27 protein-coding genes are annotated in these 24,324 nt (G+C 62.0%); 15 read left to right on the top strand and 12 right to left on the bottom strand.

Annotated features, from left to right (window positions below):
• Positions 1–5: 5 nt before the first annotated feature.
• The 3 genes from ACIX9_RS04225 to ACIX9_RS23505 form a co-directional block, all read right to left on the bottom strand.
• Positions 6–1,106, bottom strand: a complete 1,101-nt coding sequence (locus ACIX9_RS04225) for a DUF7544 domain-containing protein (RefSeq protein WP_013579240.1) — start codon at positions 1,104–1,106, stop codon at positions 6–8.
• Positions 1,107–1,185: 79 nt separating this feature from the next.
• Positions 1,186–2,526, bottom strand: a complete 1,341-nt coding sequence (trmFO, locus tag ACIX9_RS04220) for a methylenetetrahydrofolate--tRNA-(uracil(54)-C(5))-methyltransferase (FADH(2)-oxidizing) TrmFO (RefSeq protein WP_013579239.1) — start codon at positions 2,524–2,526, stop codon at positions 1,186–1,188.
• Positions 2,527–2,877: 351 nt separating this feature from the next.
• The gene (locus ACIX9_RS23505; RefSeq protein WP_013579238.1) at positions 2,878–3,696 is read right to left on the bottom strand and encodes a lysozyme inhibitor LprI family protein; all 819 of its coding nucleotides are present in this window, start codon (positions 3,694–3,696) and stop codon (positions 2,878–2,880) included.
• 208 nt (positions 3,697–3,904) lie between these two features.
• On the opposite strand from ACIX9_RS23505, the gene ACIX9_RS04210 reads away from it, so the two are divergent.
• Entirely contained in the window at positions 3,905–4,468 is a 564-nt protein-coding gene (locus ACIX9_RS04210) for a hypothetical protein (RefSeq protein ID WP_013579237.1), read from the top strand.
• An 8-nt stretch (positions 4,469–4,476) separates the two neighbouring features.
• On the opposite strand, the gene ACIX9_RS04205 is transcribed toward ACIX9_RS04210, so the two are convergent.
• Together ACIX9_RS04205 and ACIX9_RS04200 are read right to left on the bottom strand one after the other, a co-directional pair.
• Positions 4,477–4,974, bottom strand: a complete 498-nt coding sequence (locus ACIX9_RS04205) for a GNAT family N-acetyltransferase (RefSeq protein ID WP_013579236.1) — start codon at positions 4,972–4,974, stop codon at positions 4,477–4,479.
• A 156-nt stretch (positions 4,975–5,130) separates the two neighbouring features.
• Positions 5,131–5,829 carry a hypothetical protein gene (locus ACIX9_RS04200; RefSeq protein WP_013579235.1) on the bottom strand — a complete coding sequence of 233 codons (699 nt, stop codon included), beginning with the start codon at positions 5,827–5,829 and terminating at the stop codon, positions 5,131–5,133.
• A 67-nt stretch (positions 5,830–5,896) separates the two neighbouring features.
• On the opposite strand from ACIX9_RS04200, the gene ACIX9_RS04195 reads away from it, so the two are divergent.
• The 10 genes from ACIX9_RS04195 to moaC all read left to right on the top strand — a co-directional run bounded on the left by ACIX9_RS04195 (position 5,897) and on the right by moaC (position 14,840).
• Positions 5,897–7,192 carry a 3-deoxy-D-manno-octulosonic acid transferase gene (locus ACIX9_RS04195; protein WP_013579234.1) on the top strand — a complete coding sequence of 432 codons (1,296 nt, stop codon included), beginning with the start codon at positions 5,897–5,899 and terminating at the stop codon, positions 7,190–7,192.
• A complete protein-coding gene (gene lpxK, locus ACIX9_RS04190; protein ID WP_013579233.1) occupies positions 7,189–8,172 on the top strand; it encodes a tetraacyldisaccharide 4'-kinase in 984 nt (327 codons plus the stop codon). Before ACIX9_RS04195 ends, lpxK begins: the two co-directional genes overlap by 4 nt.
• A gap of 99 nt (positions 8,173–8,271) precedes the next feature.
• Positions 8,272–9,294 carry a glycosyltransferase family 9 protein gene (locus ACIX9_RS04185; RefSeq protein WP_013579232.1) on the top strand — a complete coding sequence of 341 codons (1,023 nt, stop codon included), beginning with the start codon at positions 8,272–8,274 and terminating at the stop codon, positions 9,292–9,294.
• Positions 9,295–9,452: 158 nt separating this feature from the next.
• Positions 9,453–10,040, top strand: coding sequence for a methyltransferase family protein (locus ACIX9_RS04180; RefSeq protein WP_013579231.1), 588 nt, complete (start codon positions 9,453–9,455; stop codon positions 10,038–10,040).
• A gap of 64 nt (positions 10,041–10,104) precedes the next feature.
• Entirely contained in the window at positions 10,105–10,920 is an 816-nt protein-coding gene (locus ACIX9_RS04175; protein ID WP_013579230.1) for a DUF3108 domain-containing protein, read from the top strand.
• Positions 10,920–11,153: a putative signal transducing protein gene (locus tag ACIX9_RS04170; RefSeq protein ID WP_013579229.1), complete on the top strand. Its 234-nt coding sequence runs from the start codon at positions 10,920–10,922 to the stop codon at positions 11,151–11,153. The genes ACIX9_RS04175 and ACIX9_RS04170 overlap by 1 nt, the downstream gene beginning before the upstream one ends.
• On the top strand, positions 11,146–11,841 hold the full coding sequence (gene queC / locus ACIX9_RS04165) for a 7-cyano-7-deazaguanine synthase QueC (protein ID WP_013579228.1): 696 nt from the start codon (positions 11,146–11,148) through the stop codon (positions 11,839–11,841). Before ACIX9_RS04170 ends, queC begins: the two co-directional genes overlap by 8 nt.
• Positions 11,842–11,906: 65 nt before the next feature.
• On the top strand, positions 11,907–13,094 hold the full coding sequence (locus ACIX9_RS04160; RefSeq protein WP_013579227.1) for a tetratricopeptide repeat protein: 1,188 nt from the start codon (positions 11,907–11,909) through the stop codon (positions 13,092–13,094).
• A 64-nt stretch (positions 13,095–13,158) separates the two neighbouring features.
• Positions 13,159–14,364 carry a molybdopterin molybdotransferase MoeA gene (locus ACIX9_RS04155; protein WP_013579226.1) on the top strand — a complete coding sequence of 402 codons (1,206 nt, stop codon included), beginning with the start codon at positions 13,159–13,161 and terminating at the stop codon, positions 14,362–14,364.
• Positions 14,355–14,840 carry a cyclic pyranopterin monophosphate synthase MoaC gene (gene moaC / locus ACIX9_RS04150; RefSeq protein ID WP_013579225.1) on the top strand — a complete coding sequence of 162 codons (486 nt, stop codon included), beginning with the start codon at positions 14,355–14,357 and terminating at the stop codon, positions 14,838–14,840. The genes ACIX9_RS04155 and moaC overlap by 10 nt, the downstream gene beginning before the upstream one ends.
• Here the strand turns inward: moaC and ACIX9_RS25615 are convergent.
• From ACIX9_RS25615 to egtB, 3 genes are all read right to left on the bottom strand, one after another.
• A complete protein-coding gene (locus ACIX9_RS25615) occupies positions 14,830–15,117 on the bottom strand; it encodes a hypothetical protein (RefSeq protein ID WP_013579224.1) in 288 nt (95 codons plus the stop codon). The two genes, moaC and ACIX9_RS25615, sit on opposite strands and share 11 nt — an antisense overlap.
• Positions 15,118–15,361: 244 nt before the next feature.
• A complete protein-coding gene (egtD, locus tag ACIX9_RS04145) occupies positions 15,362–16,348 on the bottom strand; it encodes an L-histidine N(alpha)-methyltransferase (protein WP_013579223.1) in 987 nt (328 codons plus the stop codon).
• A gap of 241 nt (positions 16,349–16,589) precedes the next feature.
• Entirely contained in the window at positions 16,590–17,906 is a 1,317-nt protein-coding gene (gene egtB / locus ACIX9_RS04140) for an ergothioneine biosynthesis protein EgtB (RefSeq protein ID WP_013579222.1), read from the bottom strand.
• A 168-nt stretch (positions 17,907–18,074) separates the two neighbouring features.
• On the opposite strand from egtB, the gene ACIX9_RS04135 reads away from it, so the two are divergent.
• Positions 18,075–18,890, top strand: coding sequence for a class I SAM-dependent methyltransferase (locus ACIX9_RS04135; RefSeq protein ID WP_041596935.1), 816 nt, complete (start codon positions 18,075–18,077; stop codon positions 18,888–18,890).
• 8 nt (positions 18,891–18,898) lie between these two features.
• Here the strand turns inward: ACIX9_RS04135 and ACIX9_RS04130 are convergent, their stop codons facing one another.
• Genes ACIX9_RS04130 through nadA form a run of 3 tightly spaced genes read right to left on the bottom strand, consistent with a single transcriptional unit; the run spans position 18,899 to position 21,194 of the window.
• Complete coding sequence (locus ACIX9_RS04130) at positions 18,899–19,561, bottom strand: DUF6629 family protein (protein WP_013579220.1); 663 nt, start codon at positions 19,559–19,561, stop codon at positions 18,899–18,901.
• Positions 19,562–19,582: 21 nt separating this feature from the next.
• A complete protein-coding gene (locus ACIX9_RS04125) occupies positions 19,583–20,011 on the bottom strand; it encodes a DUF2203 domain-containing protein (protein WP_013579219.1) in 429 nt (142 codons plus the stop codon).
• Between the two features lie 19 nt (positions 20,012–20,030).
• Positions 20,031–21,194: a quinolinate synthase NadA gene (gene nadA / locus ACIX9_RS04120; protein ID WP_013579218.1), complete on the bottom strand. Its 1,164-nt coding sequence runs from the start codon at positions 21,192–21,194 to the stop codon at positions 20,031–20,033.
• Between the two features lie 301 nt (positions 21,195–21,495).
• On the opposite strand from nadA, the gene ACIX9_RS23500 reads away from it, so the two are divergent.
• From ACIX9_RS23500 to ACIX9_RS04105, 3 genes are read left to right on the top strand one after another with little or no spacing between them, the layout of a single operon-like run.
• Positions 21,496–22,044, top strand: a complete 549-nt coding sequence (locus tag ACIX9_RS23500) for a twin-arginine translocase TatA/TatE family subunit (RefSeq protein WP_013579217.1) — start codon at positions 21,496–21,498, stop codon at positions 22,042–22,044.
• Positions 22,037–22,822, top strand: a complete 786-nt coding sequence (gene tatC / locus ACIX9_RS04110; protein ID WP_013579216.1) for a twin-arginine translocase subunit TatC — start codon at positions 22,037–22,039, stop codon at positions 22,820–22,822. Before ACIX9_RS23500 ends, tatC begins: the two co-directional genes overlap by 8 nt.
• Complete coding sequence (locus ACIX9_RS04105; RefSeq protein WP_013579215.1) at positions 22,819–23,742, top strand: M28 family peptidase; 924 nt, start codon at positions 22,819–22,821, stop codon at positions 23,740–23,742. Before tatC ends, ACIX9_RS04105 begins: the two co-directional genes overlap by 4 nt.
• A gap of 44 nt (positions 23,743–23,786) precedes the next feature.
• On the opposite strand, the gene ACIX9_RS04100 is transcribed toward ACIX9_RS04105, so the two are convergent.
• Positions 23,787–24,302, bottom strand: a complete 516-nt coding sequence (locus ACIX9_RS04100) for a DUF3761 domain-containing protein (RefSeq protein ID WP_013579214.1) — start codon at positions 24,300–24,302, stop codon at positions 23,787–23,789.
• Between the last annotated feature and the right edge of the window lie 22 nt (positions 24,303–24,324).

Raw genomic sequence — 24,324 nt, 5'->3', positions numbered from 1 at the left:
AGCCGTCAGGCGAGAGCGGGGTCCATCGGGAGGGATGGGCCGTCGTCTTCACCGGGTGATGGGGGGGTGGGGGGTGGGGTGAAGGTATAGGCAGGTGGTGCGGGGGGCTCGAGGATGTCACCGAGCATGGGGTAGCGGCCGCCGAGGAAGTAGATGCCATAAGCTTCGAGCAAGGTAAGCAGATAGCCGAAGGTGCCGATGGACCAGTACATCGTCAGGGCGATAAAGAGGATGTAGAGCAGGATACCGCCGACGATGAGCAGGATGTAGGCGGGCGATCCTTTGTGAGCGCCGGTGATGCCCGCGATCATGGCTCCGATGAAGATGATGATCCCGAACGGGACGAAGATGATCAGGTTGGCAAAGTACTGCATCACGAAGCCAATGATGGAGAGAGCAAACTTCATGAGCAGGTACAGGATGATCTGGACGGGGTCGGCTGCGATGACGTCTACGCCACGGCTGAGTGCCGCGAGAAGCGGAAGTTGCTCCAGCGTGTAGAAGGGCAGGACGAAGTCATTGAGCAGCGTGGCGAAGAGCTTAAGCACGAAGAAGACCAGGAAGAACATGGCGTAGAAGCCGATCATCTGCGCCATGAAGGCGTGGAAGAGGGCGGGGTCGGGGGGCTGGCCGGGGGTGGCCTTAGGCATGCTCGCGATGCCGGTGAAGAGGCGGCGGCCGGTGGTGAGGAGGATGGGGGCCATGACGGCGGTGAGGACGATACCGATGCCGACCTTGAGGCCAAGCCAAGGCCAGATGGTGCGGCTGTAGCGTCGCCACATGGGCGCGATGAACTTGCCGCGCGTGACGACCATCTCAAAGTGGACGAGTTCCATGCGGGCGCCGAGGTAAAAGAAGGCGAGGAAGATGAGGGTGAAGACCGTCGCCAGGGCTAGGTAGGCCAGGAGGGCGGGGCGGGAGGAGGAGGCGTGCCACGGGAGGGCGGCGAAGGCCAGGGGTACGGGGAAGAACATGCTGCCGGCGAAGGCGAGGTAGGACGAGGCGCAGAGCTTCCAGGTGCGGCCGGCCTTGAAGGGCTGGAAGAGGGTCTGGTGGGTGCGGGTGAAGGCGGGGGCTATGGCGTCGATCGGGTTGAGGCGCTGCATGCGTTAGGGGTTCCCTCTCCGTCCTCTGTGCGATCAGGCGGGACGTTGGGAGAAGAGTAACGTACGCGGGGCTTTGGGGCTACAGCGTTGTTTGGGTGCGCCATTGCTGCCAGGCGGTCAGGGCTCGCTCGCACTGGATGCGGTGGCGCTCTTTCTTGTCACGGATCTTTTTGCGAAGGTCCTCTTCGAGGGGGGGCAGGAGGTCGAAGGTGATGTTGGCGGGTTGGAAGCGGTTTCCCTTGCCTCGGTCTTCTGCGTGGGTGATGTAGTGAATGAGGGAGCCGTGGGCGGTGAGGCGGGGGCATGGGACGGGGGTTCGGCCTGCGAGGAGGGCGGCGGCGAACTGGCCGGCGAGCATACCGCTGGCGATGGACTCGGTGTAGCCCTCTACGCCGGAGAGTTGGCCAGCGATGAGGATGTCGGGGCGGGCGCGGAGCTGGAGCGTCTCGGTGAGGAGCGAGGGTGCGTGGATGTAGGTGTTGCGGTGGATCTGGCCGTAACGGAGGAAGGTGGCGTGCTCGAGTCCGGGGATGAGGCGGAGGACGCGGGCTTGCTCGCCGAACTTGAGGTGGTTCTGGAAGCCGACTAGGTTGTAGCTGTCGGCACGAAGGTTTTCCTGGCGGAGCTGGACGCAGGCGTACGGCCACCGGCCTGTTTTCGGGTTGGTGAGGCCGGCGGGCTTCATGGGGCCGAAGCGGAGGGTGTCTCGTCCGCGGCGGGCGGTCTCTTCGATGGGGAGGCAACCTTCGAAGTAGTCGAGCTTCTCCCACTCCTTGGCCTGGACGTTTTCGGCGGAGGTGAGGGCGTCCATGAAGGTCTCGTACTCCTCCTTGGTGAAGGGGCAGTTGATGTAGTCGGCGGTGCCCTTGTCCCAGCGGGCGGCGAAGTAGACCTTGTCCATGTCGATGGTGGTGGCGTCGACGATGGGGGAGATGGAGTCGTAGAAGGCTAGCTGCTCGGAGCCGGTGATTTGTTGGAGGGCGGCGGCTAACGGGGCTGAGGTCAGGGGGCCAGAGGCCAGGATGGTCAGGTCTGCGTCGGTGGCGTTGAGGGTGGTGACCTCCTCGCGGTGGATGGTGATGAGCGGGTTGGACTCCAGGCGGGCGGCTACGCGGGCGGAGAAGGCTACTCGGTCTACGGCCAGGGCGTGTCCGGCGGGGACGGCGGAGGCGTCGGCCTCTGCGAGGAGGACGCATCCGGCGCGGCGCATCTCCTGCTTGAGAAGCCAGGGTGCGGAGTTCTCAGACTCCGACTTGAGGGAGTTGGAGCAGACGAGTTCGGCGAAGTCTGAGGTCTGGTGGGCCTCGGTGGAGCGGGTTGGGCGCATCTCGTAAAGCTCAACGTGACAACCTGCTGCGGCGGCTTGGAGAGCGGCTTCCGGACCTGCGAGGCCTCCGCCGATGATGCGAATCTTCTTCATCCTTTCAGTTTAGTTTGCTGGTGCGTGGGGGACACCCCCCACCCCCGGTGAAAGTATGCAAAGTCTTCATTCGATTCAGGTTAGGTCTGGACATCCTTGTATGCCTGGAAGAGAGCGAGGCGTAACGCAGACAAGAAGGCTGAAAACGGATCAGGACGGATAGGTCAAAAGATTGAGAAGGGCCTCGACGGTGATTCGTCCAGGATGTTATCTCTCCTTCTATTTTATCAAGTCAGGCGGGGTAAATACCCCAATTATTTTTGAGTGGTAAGTTGTTGTTAGGATGTGGGTTATGGATTTTTTGCAGGCCTTAGGGGCTTGACACGTTGATTTGCTGGGTTTTTTCAGGAATTATTTGTAAGTTGCTGAAGGGAAATGGGTTGGGAAGACGCGGGCGTCGGGTGTGGCGGGGGTCCAGACTTCGGCTGCCGTGCGGCAGTCCTGGCCTACGGCTGGCCCGCAGAGGATGAAAGCCGCCCAGAGGCTGCCGTCGGGTCTAGGAATGAGGAGGTAATGGGAGTTGATCGTGCCGGAGCTTCCGCGGAGTGCGCGGGTGGCAGGAGTCAGGCCCAGTTGTTCGATAATGGCTGAGCCGGAGGCCACCTTGCCGAGGGGCGGGAAGTCCCAGGCCATGTCGCCGCACGGGTCTGGAGGGAAACAGAGCTCACCGGGCGCGGCGACGACGGTAGAGCCGGGTGGGGAGAGCTCCTCGTCTTCCAAGGATTGCTTGAGGGCGGTGGGGTTGGTGTGGCCTCTACCAGCGGGGTCATGGATCGCGGTGACCTTCCAGCTCCCTTTGAGATAAACGGGGGTTACGTCGTCAAGCTTGTCATCGGCTGCCTTGGCGGAGGCGTTGATGGCCTCAAGCTGGTCGAGGCGGTCAGCGTACTGGTGTTGGAGGCAGGCCGCGTCGGCAGTGGCGCAGGTCTTATCGCGGAGGGCGAGCCAGGTGCGCTGCTGGGTGAGGAGTCTGGCTTTGGCCCCGATGGTGAGTTGAGGGCGAAGGGCGGTGTAGAGGTGGTTGAGGTCTGCATCGAGTTTTGTGAGTTCGGGGGTTTGGCAGACGGTTTTATCGATGGGTGTGATGGCCTTGGTGCAGTCCGCAGCGGCAGTGACGGTTGCGAGCGCGAGGATGGATGCGGCGATGTTACGGAAGCTGGATTTAGTCATGGCTTAGCAGGCCTTGGAGGCGATGTGATCTTCGACGTCGATCTTGTCGTCAAGTGCGGTGAGTTTACCGTCTGCGTTTGCTTCTGCCGCTGCCAAGGAACCCGGGGTGGCTGCCATGGGATGAGGATACAAGGTATGGGTTGGGGGTCAAGGGTGAGGGTTTCCAGCTGTCAACGTGGTCTTTCCCGGACTACACTGAGGCGTGTCTGTGAGCAAACTTTTCCTTTTGCTGCTCCTCAGCGTCTCCCCGCAGTCCGCCCAGTTGAGCGGCCCCATTGCTTTGAACGATCCAACTCTTGTGCAGGCTGCCAAGGAAGCTCGCAAGGCGGGGTGGCACGACGTCATGACCTACCCGAAGCAGTCGTTCGTCGTGAGCTGGAATGGTGCCAGGCTGGGAACGTTTCTCTCGCTGGGTGCGAGGTCTGCGGGAGCCTCCTACCAATGTCTTCATAGCTTCGTTCCTGACGATGGGAGTGTTGCTTCCTCCACCGTTGTGACGGCGGGCGCAGGCAAGCTGGGCACCGACATTTGCGACCACCCGAGTGCGGTGGGGATTCTGCCTTCGCCTCCCGATCAGATCCGAGTTGGCATTCTTTATGCGAACTCGGATTATTCAGGCGGGAATAAAGATGCGGGGGCTGACGCTCCGTCTGTCAGTGCTGCCGTCGTGATCGATCCGGGGACTCGCAGGATGACTCTCGATGTGAGGGCGACCGAGATCCTGCAGAGGGCTGGTCCTTCGTCGTTGCAGGCGATGCGTGGGCTTTTTTGATGGATTGCTCAGGATGACGGCGTGGCTTGGGACGCCAGGGCGGTGAGGGATTCGGCTTCTACGCGCATGGTGCCCCAGTCGTCTTTGAGGTGGGCTCCGTGGGCCTGGTAGAAGGCGATGGCTTTCTCGTTCCAGCGGAGGACGTCCCACTGGAGGCGGGGGAGGCCTTTCTCGACGGCGATGCGGGCTACGGCGGAGAGGAGGGCTCTGCCAATGCCTTGTTTGCGGAAGGCTGGGAGGACAAAGAGGTCTTCCAGATGGATGCCGGGCTTGCCGGTCCAGGTGGAGTAGTTGAAGAAGTAGAGGGCCAGGCCGGCGGGTTCGTTTTCTATAAAAGCCAGTAGGCAGTCGAATTGTTTTTCTGGACCGAAGCCGTAGCGGTGGAGGTCGGCTTCGGTGGCTTTGACGGCGTCGGGTTCGCGCTCGAAGATGGCGAGCTCACGGACGAGGTGGAGGATGAGGGGTACGTCGGCGGGGAGGGCGGGGCGGATTTGGACGGTGGGCATTGGGGATAGTTTAGTGCGGATGGAAGACAAACGCAGGTCCCCTTCGGGGATGACAACAAAAAGAACAAGAGCAAAAGCAAAAGCGAAATACGGGGGTTCTTCGCTGCGCTCAGAATGACGGTTGTTTGGGTGGGGACGGCGGTGCGATGAGATGAATTATTTCTTGTTGGCCTCGGGCTTTTTGTCGGGTTTGGGTTGGGCGGCTAGCCACTTGTCGAAGGGGAGGGTGAAGGCGAAGAGCTCGTGCTTGACCGTGTGCTCGTCTACGTAGTGGATCCTCTTGATGTAGAGCTCGGCGTGCTTGAGGACGGGGTCGTCTATGCCGCGGGTGTCGTAGAAGACGTAGCCGGCGCGGGTGCTGTGGGGAGGGACGGTGGTGGATTGGAAGCCGAAGTCCTGGTCGTCGCTGAGGATCTTCTTGTCGATGGGCTCCTTGTGGATGGTGACGGGGATGAGGGGAATCTTGGTGCCTTCGGCGTACTTGTGATTGAAGAGGCGGCGGTTGAGGTCTTCGTCGTCCGCGGCAGCCTCCTTATCGCCTTCGGCGGGGATGAACTGCATGCGGACGTCGTCGAGGATGACGGCTTCGTCGCGGTCGTTGGTGATGATGATGCGGACGGGCTGGAAGCCGTGCTCGATATAGGGGAGGCGGAAGAAGGAGCAGTCGGCCTTTTCGGTGCAGGGGTCGGCGGCGATGGTGACTTTTTCCGTGGGGTGAGGGTCGTTGAGGGGGTACTCGGCTGCGGGCTTTACGGGAGGGGCGGGGCGCGGCTTGTCTGCGGCCCGGGCGAGGACGGGAGTGGCGAGGAGGAGGGCGGCGGCGAGGCTTCGAGTAAGTTTGGGGGTGGGAGTCATCGCTGGTTGGTTATGATCCTGCTTAGAGACTTACAGGATAGACGGGAAAGCGACGGCACGGGGTTCGATGGCAATGTTGATTTACAGCTTTCTGCTGGCGTTGGGATTGGTAATTGCTTCGCCGTGGTGGCTTTGGCGGATGGCGACGAGTGGACGGTATCGGGCGGGGCTGGGGGGGCGGCTGGGGCAGGTGCCAGCGGAGTTGCGGGCGGTTGTGGATGGGAAGAGAGTGGTTTGGATTCATGCGGTGAGCGTGGGGGAGGTGCTGGCGGCGGAGAGGCTGGTTCGGGAGATGGAGGCAGCGCTGCCGGGGTGGGTGGTGGCGGTTTCCACGACTACGGCTAGCGGGCAAAAGATTGCGCGGGAGCGGTTTGGGGCGGAGCGGGTGTTCTATCTGCCGCTGGACTTTGCGTGGATCGTGCGGCGCTATCTGAGGGCTTTGAAGCCGGAGCTGCTGGTGACGATGGAGAGTGAGCTTTGGCCGAGGGTGCTGGTGGAGTGCGAACGGGTGGGGGTGCCGGTTGCGGTGGTGAATGCTCGGGTTTCCGATCGGAGCTATCCGCGGTATATGAGGCTCAAGGCGCTTTGGGGGCCGCTGCTAAGGAAGGTCGCAGTGTTTCTGGCGCAGGGAGAGGAGAGTGCATGGCGGCTCAGGCAGATGGGGGTGGAATCGGGCCGGGTGAGGGTGATCGGGAACCTGAAGTACGACATGCAGGTGGATGAATCAAGGCCGATGGTGAAACTGCTGCGGCAGATGGTGACGGGGCGGCGGGTGTTGGTGGTGGGGAGTCTGGTGGAGGGCGAGGAGGCTTTCTTTCGGGATTGTCTTTGGGATTTCTGGAAGAAGGCTCCGGATGTGGTGGTGATTCTGGCTCCGCGGCATCCGCAACGGTTTGTGGAGGCTGCGGGGGTGTTTCGGAAGGGGTTCCGAGTGTGCAAGGCGAGCGACATGATGGCGGATAGCAAGCTGCCGAATCCGCCAAAGTATCTGCAGTCTCTGCCGCTGGTGATTCTGGATACGCTGGGGGACCTGGCGGGGGTGTATGGGTTGGCGGATGTGGCTTTTATCGGGGGGAGCCTGGTGGCCAAGGGGGGGCATAATCCGCTGGAGGCTGCTCGGTTTGGCGTGCCGGTGGTGATGGGGGAGTCGTATGAGAACTTCAGGGAGATGGTAGAGAGCATGAAGGAGGCAGAGGCGATCCGGATTGTGGATGGGGCGGGGCTGGGGGAGGCGCTGACTCGGCTGATGCGGGACGATGAGGGGATGGGAGAGCGGGGACGGATGTTCTTTGAGGGGCAGACGGGGGCTACGGGACGGGCGGTTGAGGCGCTGGTGGAGTTGATTTCGGGGCGTGAGGGTTGAAGCGGCCGTGGCTCGCGCCGCTGGTGCCGGTTTATTGGGCGGGGTTGTGGGTGAAGGATGCGCTGCGTGCGGAGGCGAAGCGGCTGGCAAGGCCGGTGATCAGTGTGGGGAGTCTTTCTGCTGGTGGAGCGGGTAAGACTCCTGTGGTGATGGCGCTGGTGGAGTTGCTGGGGCGGCATGGGGTGACGGCGGATGTGCTGTCTCGGGGGTATGGGCGGGGGTCTGGGGTGGTGGAGCTTGTGGATGCTGCGGGGGATGCGGGGCGGTATGGGGATGAGCCGATGTTGATGGCTCGGGCGGGGATTGAGGTTTGGGTGGGGGCGGAGCGGGTGGAGGCTGGGCGGGCTGCGGAGAAGTACGGGCAAGCGCAGGTGCATGTGCTGGATGATGGGTTTCAGCATCGGGGGCTGGGGCGGGATCTGGATGTGGTGCTGCTGACGGCGGAGGATGCTGGGGATTGGCTGCTGCCTGCTGGGAATCTTAGGGAGCCTCTGGGGGCGCTGGCGAGGGCGGGCGCTGTAGTTGTGCGGGAGGAGGAGATGGCTGGGCTTGCGGGACTTTGTGCGGGCAAGGAGGTTTGGGTGGTTCGGCGGGAGCTTGTGCTGCCGGCGGAGAGGCCGGGGCGGGTGGTGGCTTTTTGTGGGCTGGCGAGGCCGGAGGGGTTCTTTGGGATGGTGCGCGGGGCGGGAGTTGAGGTGGTGGGGACTCATGCGTTTGGGGATCATCATGCTTATACCGGGGCGGATGTGGAGTGGCTGCTGGCGGCGGCGGAGCGGGTGGGGGCGGAGGGTTTTGTGACGACCGGGAAGGATGCGGTGAAGTTGACGGCGGGGATGGTGGAGAGGCTGGGGAGGGTGGTTGTGGGGGAGTTGAAGGCTTCGTTTTTGGATGAGGCGGGGGTTTGGGAGAGGATTCGTGAAGCAGTTACAAAACAGACAACGGCAAAGACCAATACGGAGGTTCTGGCTTCGCCAGAATGACGAACTTTCTCTAACGAGAACTCTCTAATGACGACTCTCTTAAGACAACTTTCTTGAGATGGCGCTGAGCTTGGTGCGTGAGAAGATGGGGGCTTGGAATTGGACCGGCCAAAACGGGTACTTGTCGTGCGGGTGGGGGCGATGGGGGATGTGCTGCATGGGCTTCCGGCGGTGGCGGCGCTGAGGGAGCGGTGGCCGGATTGCTTTATTGGGTGGGCGATCGAGCCGAGGTGGCGGGCGTTGGTGGAGGGTGGGGTTGCGGACCGGGTTCACTTGGTGCCTACTCGGGAGTGGAAGGAACGGCCTTTTTCTACGGCTACTTTGCGGCAGATTGTGGAGTTGCGGCGGGAGATGCGGGCGGAGCGGTATGACGTTTGTGTGGATCTGCAGGGGTCGATCCGGTCTGCGGTGATTGGGAGGATGAGCGGGGCGGCGCGGTTTGTAGGGGCGGCTAAGCCTCGGGAGCGGCAGGCGAGGGCGCTCTATGGGGAACGGGTGAGTTTGCGGGCGGAGCATGTGATTGGGCAGGCTTGTGAGTTGATGTCGGCTGGGGTGGGGGTTCGGATTGCACAGGCGAAGGCTTCCCTGCCGGTGAACGCGGAGGCTGAGGAGTGGTTTGCGAGGACGGTTGGGGGTGAGGGTTTTGTGGTGATTGCGCCTACGGCGGGTTGGGGCGCGAAGGAGTGGCCTGCGGAGCGGTTTGCGATCGTTGCTCGAGAGTTCAAGGCTAGGGGGTTGCGCGTGCTGGTGAACTCTTCTGGTGGGGATCTGGCGCGGCGGGTGGCGGAAGATGGTGGGGCGGAGTTGGTGGAGTGTGGGGTGGCGGAGTTGGTGGCTGTGACGCGGCGTGCGGCGTTGGTGATCGGCGGGGATACGGGGCCGGTACACCTGGCGGGGGCGCTGGGGAGGCCTATGGTGGCGTTGTTTGGGCCTACCGATCCTGCTCGGACGGGGCCTTATTTTGTGGGGGCGAAGGTGCGGGTGCTGAGGGATGCGGGGAGTGTGGTGGATCATCGGCGGCATGAGGAGACCGAGGCGGGGCTGATGCGGGTTAGGGTAGAAGAGGTGGTCGAGGCGGCTTTTAGTTTGCTGGAGACGGATCACCCTGAGTTTTCTGCTTAGTGGCACAAGCAAAAGCAAAGGCAAGAGCGAAATACTGAGGTTCTGGCTTCGCCAGAATGACGACATTTTTAGATTGACGGCTTTTTTCAATTGACGGCTTTTTTAGATTGACGGCTTTTTTAGATTGACGACGGGGTGTAGAGTGCGGGAGCGATTGGATGGCTGAAAGAACAGGTTGGCAGAAGGTTGCGAAGCGCATCCGGGTGCCGATGGGATTTGTGACTGCGGCGGTGTTTTTGTGGCTCGCGAGACCGAGCGGGAAGACGCTGGCGCTGAGTCTGCTGGTGGTGGGGCCGGGGGTCTGGCTGAGGGCGTATGCGGCGGGCTATGTGCGAAAGAACGCAGAGCTTACGACCTCCGGGCCGTATGCGTATACGCGCAATCCGCTTTATCTGGGGTCGATGCTGATTGCGTTTGGGTTTGCGGGGGCGGCGGGGAGCTGGGTGCTGCTTTTGCTGCTGGCGGCGCTGTTTGCGGCGATCTATATCCCGACGATCCAGGGCGAGGAGCAGTTCCTGCGGACGCGGTTTGGGAATTTCGATGAGTATGCGGCGAAGGTGCCGCGGATTCTGCCTCGGCTGACGGCTGCGCCGACGAACGAGGAGCGCGGGGAGTTCTCCAAGGCTTTATACCTGCATCACCGCGAGTACAATGCTTTAATGGGGGCCGGTGCGATTTACGCTGCGCTGGCGCTTAAGCTTTGGGCCGCATATCACTTCGATATGACTCGTTTTTTGCATCAATAGTGGGCGTGACCTGGACGAAGAGCCGGGCCGGATCACACAATCCTAACTTTTTCGGTGACGCCCTTTGTTGAAAGCAAGAACTCTGATCCTCTTCCCTGCCCTTGTGGCGCTGGCTGCCTGCGGAGCGGCGAATGCTCGCGCTCAGATCCTGGGGCTGGGCAAGCCGGCTGCGCCGGTGGTGATTCCTACGCTGCAGGCTCCTGAGCCGGGGTACGTGTTTCCGGCGAAGCAGACGCTGACGTTTTCGGTCGACTGGCGGGTGTTTACGGCAGGCACGGCGGTGTTCCACCTGGAGCAGAACGGCACGCAGGAGAAGGTGACGGCGACGGCGGACACGGTAGGGAACACGAATATGCTGTTCCCGGTGGTGGACAAGTTCGAGGCAGGGCTGGATACGAAGACGGGCTGCTCGACGGGCTTCAGCAAGCAGTTGCAGGAGGGCCGCCGGAAGGTGACGAGCGACCTGACCTTCAACTATGGCCAAGGCAAGCAGTACGAGACGAGCAAGAACCTGGTGAAGGGCACATCGGCGAACCGGCAGGCTTCGATTCCGGCTTGTGTGCAGGACTCGCTCTCTGCGATCTTTTATGTGGCTTCACGGCCTCTGGTGGTCGGGCAGACGGTGGGATTTCCGCTGGCTGACTCGATGCGGACTGTGACTGTGAACATGAAGGTTGAGGGTAAGGAAGAGATCAAGACGCCGGCGGGGACGTTCCAGACGATCCGGGTGCAGCCTACGGCAGAAGAGGGCGTGGTGAAGAACCGGGGGAATATCTGGATCTGGTACACGGACGATGCGCGGCATATGCCGGTGCAGATTCGGGCTCGGCTGTTCTGGGGGACGATTACGTTTCATCTGCAGTCGGTTGAGGCGAAGTAGTGGCGGATCTGGAGGCGGAGAAACTGGTGATGGTGGGGCGGTATCTCGATCCGAGCGAGGCGCAGATGGCCAAGGGGATGCTGGAGTCTGCCGGGGTGGAGTGCTTTTTGCAGGGCGAGAACGCGAATGCGATGGTGCCGATGGCGTTTCGGGTGAGGCTGGAGGTGCAGCGGAAGGACTTGGACGAGGCTAAGGCTCTGCTGGCGGCGACCGGGGGGCTGGACGATGAGTAAGGCTGTGCTTTGTCTTTCCGGGGGGATGGATTCGTGCGTGTGCGCGGCGCTGGCGGCGAGGGATCATGAGCTGTATGCGGTGCATTTCAGCTATGGGCAGAGGACGGAGGCTCGGGAGCTGAGATCTGCGGAGGCGATTGCCAAGCTGGTGGGGGCTAAGGATTTTCTGCATCTGAAGATCGAACTGTTCCGGCGGATTGGCGGGTCGGCGCTGACGGATCGCTCGATTGCGGTGCCGGATGCGGTGGCGGAAGAGGCGATGCACGGGCGGACGGGGGATGAGGTTCCGGTGACGTATGTGCCGTTTCGGAATGCACATTTTCTTTCCGCGGCGGTGAGCTGGGCGGAGGTTCTGGGGGCGAAGGTGGTGACGATTGGGGCCGTGGAGCAGGACAGTTCCGGCTATCCGGACTGCCGGCCGGCCTACTACGACGCCTTCAATGAGCTGATCCGGCAGGGGACGAAAGAGGGTGAGATCCGGGTAGAGACGCCGTTGATTCGGATGCGGAAGAATGAGATCGTGCGGCTTGGGGTTGAATTGGGCGCACCGTTGCATGTAAGTTGGTCATGCTATTCAGGCGAGGATGAAGCCTGCGGCGTGTGTGAGAGCTGTGCGCTTCGACTACGAGCATTTCGCGAAGCTGGAGCAACCGATCCGGTGCCTTATGCGGCCGGCACGATACGCTAAGAGATATTGCATCTAAAAGATCCAAGAGAAGATTTGCGTGGCCTGAGGGCGCGCGGGAGACAGACGTGAAGAGATTTCTACGGGTTGGCAGCGTTCTCGCAGTTTTGACAGTAGCGGTCCCGGTGGTGGTGAGCCCCGGACAGGCGTTTGCACAGGCTGCGGCCGAGAAGACGGCGATGGTGCATGGCAAGGTAACGCAGGCCGATGGACGTCCGTTCGAGATGGGTCAGATCAAGTTCACGCAGGATCGCGCGACTCCTGAAAAGGACCGGAAGTATCCGTTCACGTTCCCGGTTGGAGCGGGTGGCGTGTTCAAGGGCGAAGGGATTCCTGCCGGTGCGTGGCTGGCAGTGGTTTATGCCGACGGCAAGACGGTCGACTACCTGGAGGTGACGCTGAAGGCAGGCGAAGACCATTCGCTGGACTTTGACATGACGCGCGAGGAGTACCTGAAGGCGCTTTCGCCTGAGGTTCGTGCGCAGATTGAAGAGACGAAGAAGAAGAACGCGGGCGCAAACGCTTACAACGCGAAGATCGCGGACATCAACAAGACGCTGCTTCAGGCTCGTGCCGATGCGAAGGCCGGTGACACGGCGAAGGCAGTGGCCGAGATGCAGGGTCTGACGCAGGCGAAGCCGGACGAGGGTCTGCTGTGGGTGACGCTGGGCGAGATGCAGCTTGCGGATGCGAACGCGGCTGCGAAGGCTGCGCGTGCGGCGCACACGTCACCGATGGATGCAGCGATCGTGCAGAAGTACACGGATGCTGGGGTTTCTTACCAGAAGGGTATCGACCTGGCGCAGGCCGCGACGAAGAAGCAGCCTGAGGTTGTGGGCCTGGCTTACCTGAACCTGGGTGAGGCAGATGCGAAGTCCGGCAAGTTCAAGGAGGCGACCGACGCGTACGACAACGCGGTGAAGGCGAATCCGACGCTGGCGTCGCAGGCTTACTACAACGAGGCTGCGATCCTGTTCAATGCGCAGAAGATGGACGAGGCGGGTGCGGCTGCGGATAAGGCGATCGCTGCCGATCCGAAGCGTGCCGAGGCCTACTACATCAAGGCGCAAACGCTGATTCCGAAGGCGACGATGGATGAGAAGACGAAGAAGTTCGTCCTGCCTCCGGGCTGCCTGGAAGCGTATCAGCAGTATCTCGACCTGGCTCCGGATGGCGCGCACGCGGCTGAAGTGAAGGACCTGCTGACGAACCTTGGGCAGCCGGTGAAGAACAGCTACAAGGCCGGCAAGAAGTAGGCTGATGGTTGGAAGGACGACCCCAGGGCTTTGCGGCCCTGGGGTTTTTTCTTGAGGGGACTGGATGACGAATGTGTTGGAGTTTGAGGCTGCGCTGGCGGTGGTTCGGGAACATGCCGCAGGCTTGGTGGCGGTGGCAGGGGTGGAGACGGTGGGGTTGCTGGCTGCGCGGGGGCGGGTGCTGGCGGAGGAGATCAGGGCGGATCGGGATCAACCGCCGTTTGACCGGGCTACCCGGGATGGGTTTGCGGTGCGGGCGGGGGAGTTTGGGCTGGGGGTGCCGGTGCGGGTGGTGGGGATGGTGAAGGCTGGGGAACAGTGGCTTGGGAAGGTGATGGAGGCCGGCGAGGCGATTGAGATTATGACCGGGGCTCCGGTGCCGGAGGGTGCAGATGCGGTTGTGATGGTGGAGCATGTGGTTCGGGATGGCGAGACCGTGAAGGCGGAGGCCGGGCGGACGTGGCGGGTGGGCGAGAGTATCGTGCCTCGGGGGCGTGAGGCTAAGGCTGGGGATGTGGTGGTTGCGGCGGGGACTGTGATGGGGGCGGCGGAGATTGCGATGGGGTCGGCTTGTGGGTGTGTGAGCGTGGTGGTGAAGCGGCGGGTGAGGGTGGCGATTGCGGCTACGGGGGATGAGCTAGTGGAGTTGGAGGAGACGCCGGGGGAGATCCAGATTCGGAACTCGAACAGCTATGGGCTGGCGGCGATGGTGGAGGCTGCGGGGGGTGAGGCGGTTAGGCTGCCGATTACGGCTGATGAGCGGGGGGCGGTTGCATCTACTTTGCGCAGGGCGCTGGAGTGCGATTTGATTGTGCTCTCGGGTGGGGTTTCGATGGGGGAGTATGACCTGGTGGAAGAGATGCTGACGGTGGCGGGAGCGGAGTTCTTCTTTACCGGGGTCAAGATGCAGCCGGGGAAGCCGGTGGTGTTCGGGCGGATGGGGGAGAAGCTGTTCTTTGGGTTGCCGGGGAATCCGATCTCGACGCAGGTGACGTTTCATTGCTTTGTGGAGCCGGTGCTGAGGGCTTTGGGTGGGGCTGGGTTCACGGGGCCGCGGTTTGGGCTTGCGCGGATGAGTGGAGCGGGGGAGCGGAAGGCGGGGCTGACGCGGCTGCTGCCGGGTCGGCTGGATGGGACGGATGTGAGTGTGGTGGGATGGCAGGGATCGGGCGATCTGGCCGCGAATGCTCGGGCGAACTGCTATGTTGAGTTGCTGCCGGGTGATGGAGAGGTTGAGGCGGGGGAGATTGTGAGGGTATTGTGGCGGTAGAAGACGGCAAGTTGTCTCACTATGATGAGAGCGGGCAGGCGCATATGGTGGACGTGAGTGCGAAGGGGGAGACTCGGCGGGAGGCTGTGGCTCGGGCGTTTGTGGAATTGAGCGAGGCTGTGTTGAAGGCGCTTCCGCAGAACCCCAAGGGGAATCCGCTGGAGGTGGCTCGGTTTGCTGGAATTCAGGCGGCTAAACAGACCTCTACGCTGATTCCGATGTGTCATCCGCTGGCGCTGAGTTTTGTGGATGTTCAGGCGACTGTCGTTGCGGGGGGCGTGGAGATTGAGGCTACGGCGGCTACCGTGGCGGGGACGGGGGTTGAGATGGAGGCTATGGTGGCGGCTTCTGTGGCGGCGTTGACCGTTTATGACATGACGAAGGCGCTGGATAAGGGGATTCGGATCAGGGAGGTTGTGCTGATGCGGAAGAGTGGGGGGAAGAGTGGGGAGTATCGGCGGGCGGCTATTGCTTGATGAGTGCCAAGAGATCCTGGGGGGAGTAGAGGATGGAGAGCTGAGGTGGGGTCTGGGTGAGGCCTGACTGGGTGCAGACGGCTACTCCGCCCTTGGGGCAGAGCTTGAGGCAGGAGACCGGGATGAGGTGTGGGGGTGGGGTGCCGGTTTGTTTGGCTTGGGATTTGAGGAGCTTTTTTAGTCTGCTTAGGTCAGTGCCTTTTAATTTCTTTTGGCACTTGCGGCAGGCTAGGAGGATCGACGGCCATTTTGTGGGGTAGGTGCGGAGTTTGGGCATATTTTGGAGAAACGAAAAAAGACAAAAGCAGCGGCAACAGCAAAGACAAATACGGAGGTTCTGAGCTCCGCTCAGAATGACGACGTAAAACAAACAACGGCAACGGCGAAAGCGAAAGCGAAAGACCAATACAGGGGTTCTTCGCTTCGCTCGGAATGACGGCGTAAAACAAACAACGACAAGTGCAACGGCAACAGCGGATTCCCTTCGGGAATGACAAACAAAAAAGCGAAGGCAAAGACGGCTAGATGGCGGTGGCGAGAGTTACGGCGAAGAGGTGGTTGGGGTCGTGGTAGGTGTGGGTGGGGGTGAAGTTGGCGGTGGCGAGGAGGGAGGCTATGGTGGCTGGGGTGAACTTGTGGGAGTTTTCTGTGTGGATGGTTTCGCCGCGCTCGAAGTGGATGGTTTGGGCGGGGCCTGAGGGGTCGGCGGGGATGGTGACGGATTGGGGGCGCTTGGATTCCAGGTGCATCTCCATGCGGGATTCGGTGGGGTTCCAGAGGGCTCGGTGATGGAAACAGCCGGGGATGAAGTTGGTGCCCAGTTCCCTGTTGAGGTGGGTGAGGATGTTGCGGTTGAAGGCGGCGGTGACGCCCTGGGCGTCGTCGTAGGCGGCGATGAGGGCGGCCTCAGACTTGTTGGGGCCGGGGGCCAGGTCGGTGCCGAGGAGGAGAGCATCGCCGGGGGCGAGCTGGGCGCGGAGGTTGAGGAGGATGCCGCGTGCTTCGGCCGGGGAGAAGTTGCCGATGCTGGAGCCGATGTAGAGGGCCAGGATGCGGGTGTGCTTCGTTGGCCTGGTGATGCGGATAGGCTCGGTGATGTAGTTGGCGACCTGGGGGCGGACGTTGACGCCTGGGATGTCGCGTTGGAGGTTGTGGACGGCTTCGTCGAGGGCGGAAGGGCTGACGTCGATGGGCTGGTAGAGGACGGTGGGCTGGATGCGGGCGGCGGCGGCGAGGAGGAGGCCGGTTTTGGTGGCGGTGCCTGCTCCTAGCTCGGCGAGGGTGATGGGGGCTCCCAGGCTGGAGACGATTTCTGGCGCATGGGTGGCGAGGATGGCGCGCTCGGTGCGGGTGAGGTAGTACTCGGGGAGGAGGGTGATCTGCTCGAAGAGGCGGGAGCCGCGCTCGTCGTAGAAGAGCCAGGGTGGGAGGGTTTTGCGGGCGGCGAGGAGGCCTTCACGGGCGGCTTCGGAGACGGGGTTTGAGGCGATGAGTTCTTGGGTGGGCACCTGGGCTCCGGGAGACAGTGGTTGGTGGTTGGTGGTTCGTAAGAGCTACGGCCCGGGGCTAAAGCCCGGTTAAATCTGTGGCAGTGACGGGGGGCTAAAGCCCCCCTCTAATCCGAACAGCAACAGCAAGAGCAACTGCGTACATTGATCAGTTGCGAGTTATGAGTTTCGAGTTATGGCAACGGCAACTGCAACGGCCAAGACGGAGGTTCTGAGTTCGCTTAGAATTACGGCCTATCGCTTACATAATGTCCTTTGCGAGGCGAAGGCCGGAGAACTGCCAGCGGGTGGCTGGGGTGAAGAAGTTGCGGTAGGTAGGACGGATGTGGGTGGCGGGGGTTACACAGGAACCGCCGCGGAGGATGACCTGGGAGGACATGAACTTGCCGTTGTACTCGCCGAGCGCGCCCGGGAGGGGGCGGTAGCCGGGATAGCCGGTGTAGCCGGAGGAGGTCCACTCCCAGACGTCTCCGAAGAGCTGCTGGAGACCTTCGGAGGCGGGTGCGGGGGTGGGGTGGAGGGTATCGGACTCGAGCATGTTGCGGGGGGCTGTGGTGGCGGTTAGGGCGGCGTGCTCCCACTCAAACTCTGTGGGGAGACGCATGCCGGACCAGCGGGCGAAGGCGTCGGCTTCAAAGAAGCTGAGGTGGCAGACGGGGGTTGCGAGGAGAGACTCCAGCGGCTGGAAGCCGTGGAGGGTGTAGACGGACCAGCCGGAGGTGGTGGCGGAATCGCGACGCCAGTAGAGCGGGGCTTGCCAGCCTTCGGCGCGCATGGTGGACCAGCCTTCAGAGAGCCAGAGCTCGGGGCGGGTGTAGCCGTTGTCGTCGATGAAGGCTAGATAGTCGGCTACGGTGACGAGGCGGTTGGCCAGGGCGAAGGGCTGGAGATAGACCTTGTGGCGGGGGGTCTCGTTGTCAAAGGCGAAGGCGTTGGGGTCGGATGGGTCGAGGGTCAGGCCGATTTCGGTGAGGCCACCTTCGAAGGTGGTGAAGGTGCAGAGATTAGGGATCAGGGACCAGGGCTTAGCGGACGCTTCTAGGTAGGCGGGGTGGAGAGGGTTGGTGAAAAGGGCGTGCTTGATGTCGGTGGCGATCAGTTCGAGGTGCTGCTGCTCGTGCTCGAGGCCGAGGGAGATGCGGCGGAGGACTTCGTCTTCGGCTTCGGCTTCGCCGCTGAGGAGGGTGGCTATGGCGGCGTCTACGTGGGCGCGATAGGCGAGGATCTGGTCGAGCGGGGGCCGGGAGAAGCTGGCGCGGAGCTTCTTGGCCGGCATGTCGCCGAGGGAGGTGTAGTAGGAGTTGAAGAGCCAGTGGAAGTCGGGGTGGTAGGGGGTGTAGCCGGGGAGGTAGTCGGCGAGAACGAAGGTCTCGAAGAACCAGGAGGTGTGGGCGAGGTGCCACTTGACGGGGCTGGCCTCCGGGCAGGACTGGACCATGAGGTCTTCCGGCGTGAGGGGTGCGGTGAAGGCGAGGGTGGCGGCGCGGACGGTTCGGAAACGGGCGAGAAGATCGGTGGTGAGACGACAACCGGACTGAGTTGCGGTTTGCGTAGGCATGGTTCTGGTCCTCATCTTCTCTGTTTCTTCTCTGTCTGTGCTGCAGTGTCAGATTGGATGCGGACTGGTGGTGGACGGTTCCAATGCTGAATGGAGGAATTTTACCCCGACGAACGAATGGGTCTGTATCGTTAGCGGTGATTGGCGAATGAGATTTTGAAAAGGGGAATGGCGATGGCGGATGGCGGAATGGATTTCGATGCGATCAAGGTGAAGCAGCAGGCGGCGTGGGCTACGGGGGATTTTGCGGTGATTGGGAGTGCGCTGCTGCTGGCGAGCGAGCTGGTGTGCGAGGCGATGGATGTAAGGAGCGGTTGGCGGGTGCTCGATGTGGCGGCGGGGCATGGGAATTCGTCTCTGGCGGCGGCGAGGCGGGGGTGCAGGGTGGTGAGTACGGATTATGTGCCGGCGCTGCTGGAACGGGGGAAGATGAGGGCGGCGGCGGAGGGGTTCAGGATCGAGTTTCTGGAGGCGGATGCGGAGAACCTGCCGTTTGGGAATGGGGAGTTCGATGCGGTGATCTCGACTGTGGGGGTGATGTTTGCGCCGAACCAGCAGCGGGCGGCGAATGAGTTGATGCGGGTGTGCAAGGCGGGAGGGAAGATCGGGCTGGTGAACTGGACGCCTGCGGGGTTTGTGGGGCAGATCTTCAAGACGATCGGTAAGTATATTCCGCCGGCACCGGGGCTGAAGCCGCCGTTTGTCTGGGGGACCGAGGATGGGCTGAAGGAGCTTTTCGCAGGGGCGGCGAAGCTGGAGATTGTGAAGAGGGTGTACACGTTCCGGGCGCTTTCCACGGAGGACTGGCTGGAGACGTTCAAGACGTACTACGGGCCGATGAACAAGACGTTTGCGGCGCTGGATGCGGGCGGGCAGGCCGGTTTGCGGGCGGATCTGCTGGAGCTGGCAGGAGGCCTGAACCGGGCTGAGGATGGGACGATGGCGCTGCCGGGTGAGTATCTGGAGGTCGTGGTGATGAAGTAGCCGGAGGCCTAAGCAGGCTGGGCGTAGTGGTAGGGGCGCTGTTTGGAGGTCTTCCAGAAGTAGGCGAGGATGATGATGCTGGCTACGGCGGCGTAGGCGCACCAGACGGAGGTGAAGGCGTAACGCTTGACCGCCATGGTGAAGAGGAGGGCGATGAGGTTGGCAACGCCGAACCAGATCATGGGCTTGAGCTTTGAGAAGAAGAGGGAGCCGGAGGTGGCGATGATGTACAGGACGGCAAGGGTGGTGTAGTTGGTGCCCTGGTTGACGTAGACGATGCTGTTGCGTTCGACGTAAACCTGCAGGGGGTAAGCCATGAGGGCCCAGAGCATGTAGAGGGTGGTGAGGCCGCCGAGGATGGTGAAGGGGAGCATGGCTCGGCGACGGGGGATGGTGGGCTCAAAAAGCTGGATGCTGAGGGGCATGAGGAATGGCAGCAGGCCCTGGGCGTAGAGGACGAAGGCTGCGCCCATGTTGTGGACGACGGCGGTTGAAAGGTAGCCGTCGAGGCCGAGCCAGACGAAGCCCTCAATGAACTGATGGACGGCGAAGAGGGTTGGAAGGGCGGCGAAGAGGAGTTCGCGGCGGTGCTTGACCTTGGGGAGGGTGGCTACGCCGAGCGTGCCGAGGACGCCGCTGCCTACGAAGTTCGCTGTTGCTGAGAAGCACACAGGTTTGAGGGTACTAGAGGTTTAGTTGGGGCGTTCGCGTCCGAAGCGGTCGTCTACATCGCGGCGGACGTCGGCTTCGTCTTCGGGTTCGCGCCAGTGGGCGATCTCCGGCTCGCCGAGGGACCAGCAGAGGAGGATGGGGCGGCTTTGGAGCTCGGATGGGAGTTCCAGGGAACCCTCGCTGAGGTCTGTGACGGCGGCTCCGATTTCTTCGATCTCATCGATGGTGGATTTGGCGGACTGGACGGATTTGTCTCGCTCCGCGCGGCGGCGGGCGGCGGCGGTGACGTCTACGTGGAGGCCGCCGGAGAGGAAGATGCGCTGGCTGAGGTCCTGCATCTCGGATTCGATCTCGTTGGCGCGTACGGCGGCATCCCGTGCGCGGCTGACGAGCGAGCCGAGCACGGGGATGAGAGTCTGGGCTTCGCCCAGGGTGAAGATCTTGCTCAAACTACGATTCCTCCGGTGCTTATGCCTTCATGGGTGCGGAGGCTGCGGTTTCGGTTCTGACTTCGAGCATACGGTCGAGGGCTACCTTTGCCCAGTGCTTGGTATCGTCCGAGACCTTGATGCGGTTGACGACGTTGCCTTCGACGAGGTTCTCAAGGGTCCAGGCGAGGTGGGCGGGGGAGATGCGGTACATGGTGGTGCAGAGGCAGCCGGAATCGTCCAGGGTGATGACGCGCTTGCCGAGGGGGGCGAAGCGGGCTGCGAGGCGGTTGACGAGGTGGATCTCCGTGCCTACGGCGAAGCTGGAGCCTTCGGGGGATTTCTCGATGTACTCGATGATTTTTTCTGTCGAGCCGAGGGCGTCGGCCTTCTGGCAGACCTCCCATCGGCACTCCGGGTGGACGATGACCTTCATGCCGGGCTCTTCGGCGCGGATGCGGTCTACGTGCTGGGGGAGGAAGCGCTGGTGGACGCTGCAGTGGCCCTTCCAGAGGATGACTTTGGCGGCCTTGAGGCGGGCGGGGTCTACTCCGCCGTTGATCATGTAGGGGTCCCAGACGACCATCTGGTCCATGGGGATGCCCATGGCGAAGGCGGTGTTGCGGCCGAGGTGCTGGTCAGGGAGGAAGAGGATGCGCTGGCCACGGGCGAACGCCCAGTCAAAGGCTCCGGGAGCGTTGGACGAGGTGCAGACGAGGCCGTTGCGCTCTCCGCAGAAGGCTTTGATGTCGGCGGCGGAGTTCATGTAGGTGAGGGGGATGAGGCCTTCGCCTACGCCTAGACGCTCCAAAGAGTCCCAGCAGTTTTCTACCTGGCCGATCTCTGCCATGTCGGCCATGGAGCAGCCGGCGTTGAGGTCCGGGAGGATGACGGTCTGCCAGGGCTGGGCGAGGACGTCTGCGCTCTCTGCCATGAAGTGGACGCCGCAGAAGAGGATGTATTTGGCGTCGGTTTCAGCGGCTACCTTGCTGAGCTTGTAGCTATCGCCGGTGAAGTCTGCGAAGCGGATGACTTCGTCTCGCTGATAGTGGTGGCCGAGGATGAGGGCTTGTTTGCCGAGTTTGGCACGGGCGGCTGCGATACGGGCGTCCATGGTGTGGTCGGGCTGGGAGAGGTAGTGGTCCAGGGGGCAGGCCTGGCGTATGGCCTCGGCTGGGGATTCTTCAATTAGGACAACACTCACGTTTTACTCGCCTTCAGTCTCACGGAGGCGCTTGGCCGGGCCGGGGGACGGGGATGTTGAAAGCACTGACGTCTATCCAGTCAAAAACTGGGGCTGCAGTGGATTCGCTGTACCTGGCCATCGATAGGCCAGGACCCAACCCACGGGGATGTTGCAACCTGCATATCGGCGATAGGACTCGCCTTGGTTCTATTAGACACCTTTTTGGGGAAAACGATTCGGGCCGGTGGGGGGGACGGATGGGATATTCCTTCGGCGCGGCTGCCGGGTGTTGCTTTGAGCATTTATCATCCGAACAGCTATGCCCAGCTTTCAAGACAGCGCATTCATTATCCTTCTCGGTCTCCTGCTCTTCGGTCCCAAGGGGCTTGCCGGCATTGCGCGGCAGGTCGGCAAGCTGATGGGGGAGTTTCGCCGTGCATCGGCGGACTTCCGCATGCAGATGGAAGACGAACTGCGGATCTCCGAGCAGGCCGAACAGCAGAAGAAGATTGCAGCGATGGAGGCTGCCGCGCCGGTGGCTCCGCTGCTGCACGCGGATATGCCGGAGCCTGAGCATCCGCACAATGATGTTTCTTCTATGGATTCGCTTGTGGATGTGGGGGAGAACCGGATTCATCTGGCTGGGGATGTTCCCGAGGCGGTGGCTGTGGAGACGCCGACTCCGCTGCCGATCGCTTCTTCCGGGGATCTGGATTTGATGCCTCCGGATACGGGGTTGCCTGTGGCTCGGAGCGGTGGTGGTTCTGTGAGCGGGGCGTTCGACTCGATTCCGCATACGGCGGACCCTGAGGTTGAAGCTCGGCACGAGCAACAGGAAGAGCATCAAGAGGCTGCGAGCAATGGCTGACCTGATCGATAACGTACGAGCGAATGTGGCGGACCGGGCTGACCTGCCGGGGATGACGCTGATGGAGCACCTGGACGAGCTGCGGAAGCGGCTGATTCGGGCGGTGATCGCGCTGCTGTGCGGGTTTGGCGTGGCTTATATCTTCCATGTGAGGCTGTTCGGGTATATCCAGAAGCCGCTGAACGACCTGGGGATGAAGCTGGCGTTTACGCATCCGACCGATCCGCTGAATCTGTATATCAAGACGGCTCTGGTGGGTGGGGCGATCATTGCGAGCCCTTTCATTCTGTATCAGCTCTGGCTGTTTATCTCGCCGGGGATGTATGCGAATGAGAAGCGGTATGTGTGGCCGTTCATGGGATCGACGGTGGGGCTGTTTCTGGCGGGAGCGTGGTTTGGGTACCGGTACATTCTGCCGGGGGCGCTGAGCACGCTGATCAATGGGTTCGGCAAGGGATTTCAGCCGATCATCACGATCGAGGACTATACGGGGTTCTTCCTGGCGATCATTCTGGGGCTGGGGATTACGTTTGAGCTACCGATTTTGATCTTCTTTCTTTCACTGTTCGGGATTGTGGATGCGAAGTTTCTGCTGAAGCATATTCGCTACGCCGTGTTGATCATCTTTCTGATTACGGCGATCATCTGTCCGCTGCCGGACCCGATCAGCATGTGCATCTTTGCGTCGCCGATGCTGGTGCTTTATGGGCTGGGCGTGGTGATTGCCGTGTTCGTCAATCCGAATCGCAGGAAAGCCAAGGAGCTGAAGGCCTCATGAAGAAGTATGCTGTTTTGCTGATGGCGATGGTGTTTGGGGCGGGTTCGGCCTGGGGTGCGCCGGCTAAGGCGAAGGTTTCAGGCGCGGCGACCTATGCCCTGACGAAGGAGTACCTGGCGGCTGCGCCGAAGCGGTTCAATGGGTCTCCGGGTCATGCGGCGGCGGAGAAGTTCATTGAAGGGCACTTCAACAAGGAGAATGCGGACCACCGGATGGAGGTGGATACGTTTACGGCGACGACCCCGGCGGGGATGCAGACGATGCACAACATCATCGTCAAGTATCCGGGCAAGAAGGATGGCGTGATCGTGCTGGGGTCGCACTATGAGACGAACTATCCGCTGAAGGACATCAACTTTGTGGGGGCGAATGATGGAGCTTGCACGTCCGCGCTGCTGATGGAGTTTGGCGAGTACTTCCGGGCGCATCCGCCGGAGGGATACAGCGTGTGGCTGGTGTTCTTCGATGGCGAAGAGGCGGTGAAGACGTGGGGGCCTTCGGACTCGTTGTATGGGTCAAGGCACCTGGCGGCGAAGTGGTCTCAGGATGGGACGCTGGGGCATCTGAAGGCGTTTTTGAATGCGGACATGATCGGCGACAAGGATCTGAATATCGATCATGACGATGCTTCCACGCCTGCGCTGCTGGACCTGTTCAAGGTGGCGGCCAAGAATACGGGGCATGAGAAGTCGATCTATAAGAGCAATACGCCGATCCAGGACGATACTGTGCCGTTTGCCAAGCGGGGGGTGCCGGTGCTGGACGTGATCGACTATGAGTATGGTCCGCTGGATGAGAAGACGGGCGACTATGCGTATCACCATACGGCGCAGGATTCGATCGACAAGATCAGTGCGGCTTCGTTGCAGATCTCGGCTGATTTGTTCCTGGAGATGGTTCACCTGATCGATCAGCGGTAAGGCGGGTTGCCGAGGCCTGGCGGCCCCGGCCCTTTATACCTTGGCTACTTCCCTTCGCAGGTGGCTCCCTTGACTCCGTGGGCTCCCTTGCCTTTGGCTTCAGCCTCCGACATGTACGCTCCGGCCTTGGTCTTGCCGTAGTACTCCGTGCCATAGCAGTGGTAGACGTTGCTGCCGGTGTTGAGCCAGACGAGTCCGTGTCCGCCTCCGGCGGCCTGGGGCTTGGCTGCTGCTGCGGCTGCAGGGCCGGGCTTGGGCGCAGACTGCGCCGCGGCGGCTGGGGTGGGGGCTGGCATGGCTGCCGGTGCTGTCTTGACCGGTGTGGGTGCGGGGAGGCTGGGGGAGGTGGCGCCGGGCTTGGGTGCGGGCATTGCACTGGCGACGTACCAGGTCTGCACGCCCTTATGGCCGGCGCAGGCGCCGCTCTTTGCGGGTGCGGTGGAGTAGGTTCCATCCTTGCAGATACCGGTTGCGCCTGCTGGTGCTCCGGCGGGGGCCTGAGCTGCTGCTACGCCGGTCAATCCGGCCATTACCAATGCCGCACAAAGTGCTTTGAACATCCTATCCTCCTGAAGTGTGCAG

The organism is Granulicella tundricola MP5ACTX9 (assembly GCF_000178975.2).
Taxonomy (GTDB): Bacteria; Acidobacteriota; Terriglobia; order Terriglobales; family Acidobacteriaceae; genus Edaphobacter; species Edaphobacter tundricola.
This window is presented reverse-complemented; position numbering and strand designations above follow the sequence as displayed.

Bases quoted from the DNA above. Each gene is read 5' to 3' on its own strand.
- egtB (WP_013579222.1), bottom strand. From the start codon at position 17,906: ATGCCTACGCAAACCGCAACTCAGTCCGGTTGTCGTCTCACCACCGAT.
- ACIX9_RS04155 (WP_013579226.1), top strand. From the start codon at position 13,159: ATGACGAATGTGTTGGAGTTTGAGGCTGCGCTGGCGGTGGTTCGGGAA.
- ACIX9_RS23500 (WP_013579217.1), top strand. From the start codon at position 21,496: ATGCCCAGCTTTCAAGACAGCGCATTCATTATCCTTCTCGGTCTCCTG.
- trmFO (WP_013579239.1), bottom strand. From the start codon at position 2,526: ATGAAGAAGATTCGCATCATCGGCGGAGGCCTCGCAGGTCCGGAAGCC.
- ACIX9_RS25615 (WP_013579224.1), bottom strand. From the start codon at position 15,117: ATGCCCAAACTCCGCACCTACCCCACAAAATGGCCGTCGATCCTCCTA.
- ACIX9_RS04180 (WP_013579231.1), top strand. From the start codon at position 9,453: ATGGCTGAAAGAACAGGTTGGCAGAAGGTTGCGAAGCGCATCCGGGTG.
- ACIX9_RS04205 (WP_013579236.1), bottom strand. From the start codon at position 4,974: ATGCCCACCGTCCAAATCCGCCCCGCCCTCCCCGCCGACGTACCCCTC.
- ACIX9_RS04100 (WP_013579214.1), bottom strand. From the start codon at position 24,302: ATGTTCAAAGCACTTTGTGCGGCATTGGTAATGGCCGGATTGACCGGC.
- ACIX9_RS04225 (WP_013579240.1), bottom strand. From the start codon at position 1,106: ATGCAGCGCCTCAACCCGATCGACGCCATAGCCCCCGCCTTCACCCGC.
- ACIX9_RS04105 (WP_013579215.1), top strand. From the start codon at position 22,819: ATGAAGAAGTATGCTGTTTTGCTGATGGCGATGGTGTTTGGGGCGGGT.
- ACIX9_RS23505 (WP_013579238.1), bottom strand. From the start codon at position 3,696: ATGACTAAATCCAGCTTCCGTAACATCGCCGCATCCATCCTCGCGCTC.
- ACIX9_RS04200 (WP_013579235.1), bottom strand. From the start codon at position 5,829: ATGACTCCCACCCCCAAACTTACTCGAAGCCTCGCCGCCGCCCTCCTC.
- ACIX9_RS04135 (WP_041596935.1), top strand. From the start codon at position 18,075: ATGGCGATGGCGGATGGCGGAATGGATTTCGATGCGATCAAGGTGAAG.
- queC (WP_013579228.1), top strand. From the start codon at position 11,146: ATGAGTAAGGCTGTGCTTTGTCTTTCCGGGGGGATGGATTCGTGCGTG.
- ACIX9_RS04195 (WP_013579234.1), top strand. From the start codon at position 5,897: ATGGCAATGTTGATTTACAGCTTTCTGCTGGCGTTGGGATTGGTAATT.
- tatC (WP_013579216.1), top strand. From the start codon at position 22,037: ATGGCTGACCTGATCGATAACGTACGAGCGAATGTGGCGGACCGGGCT.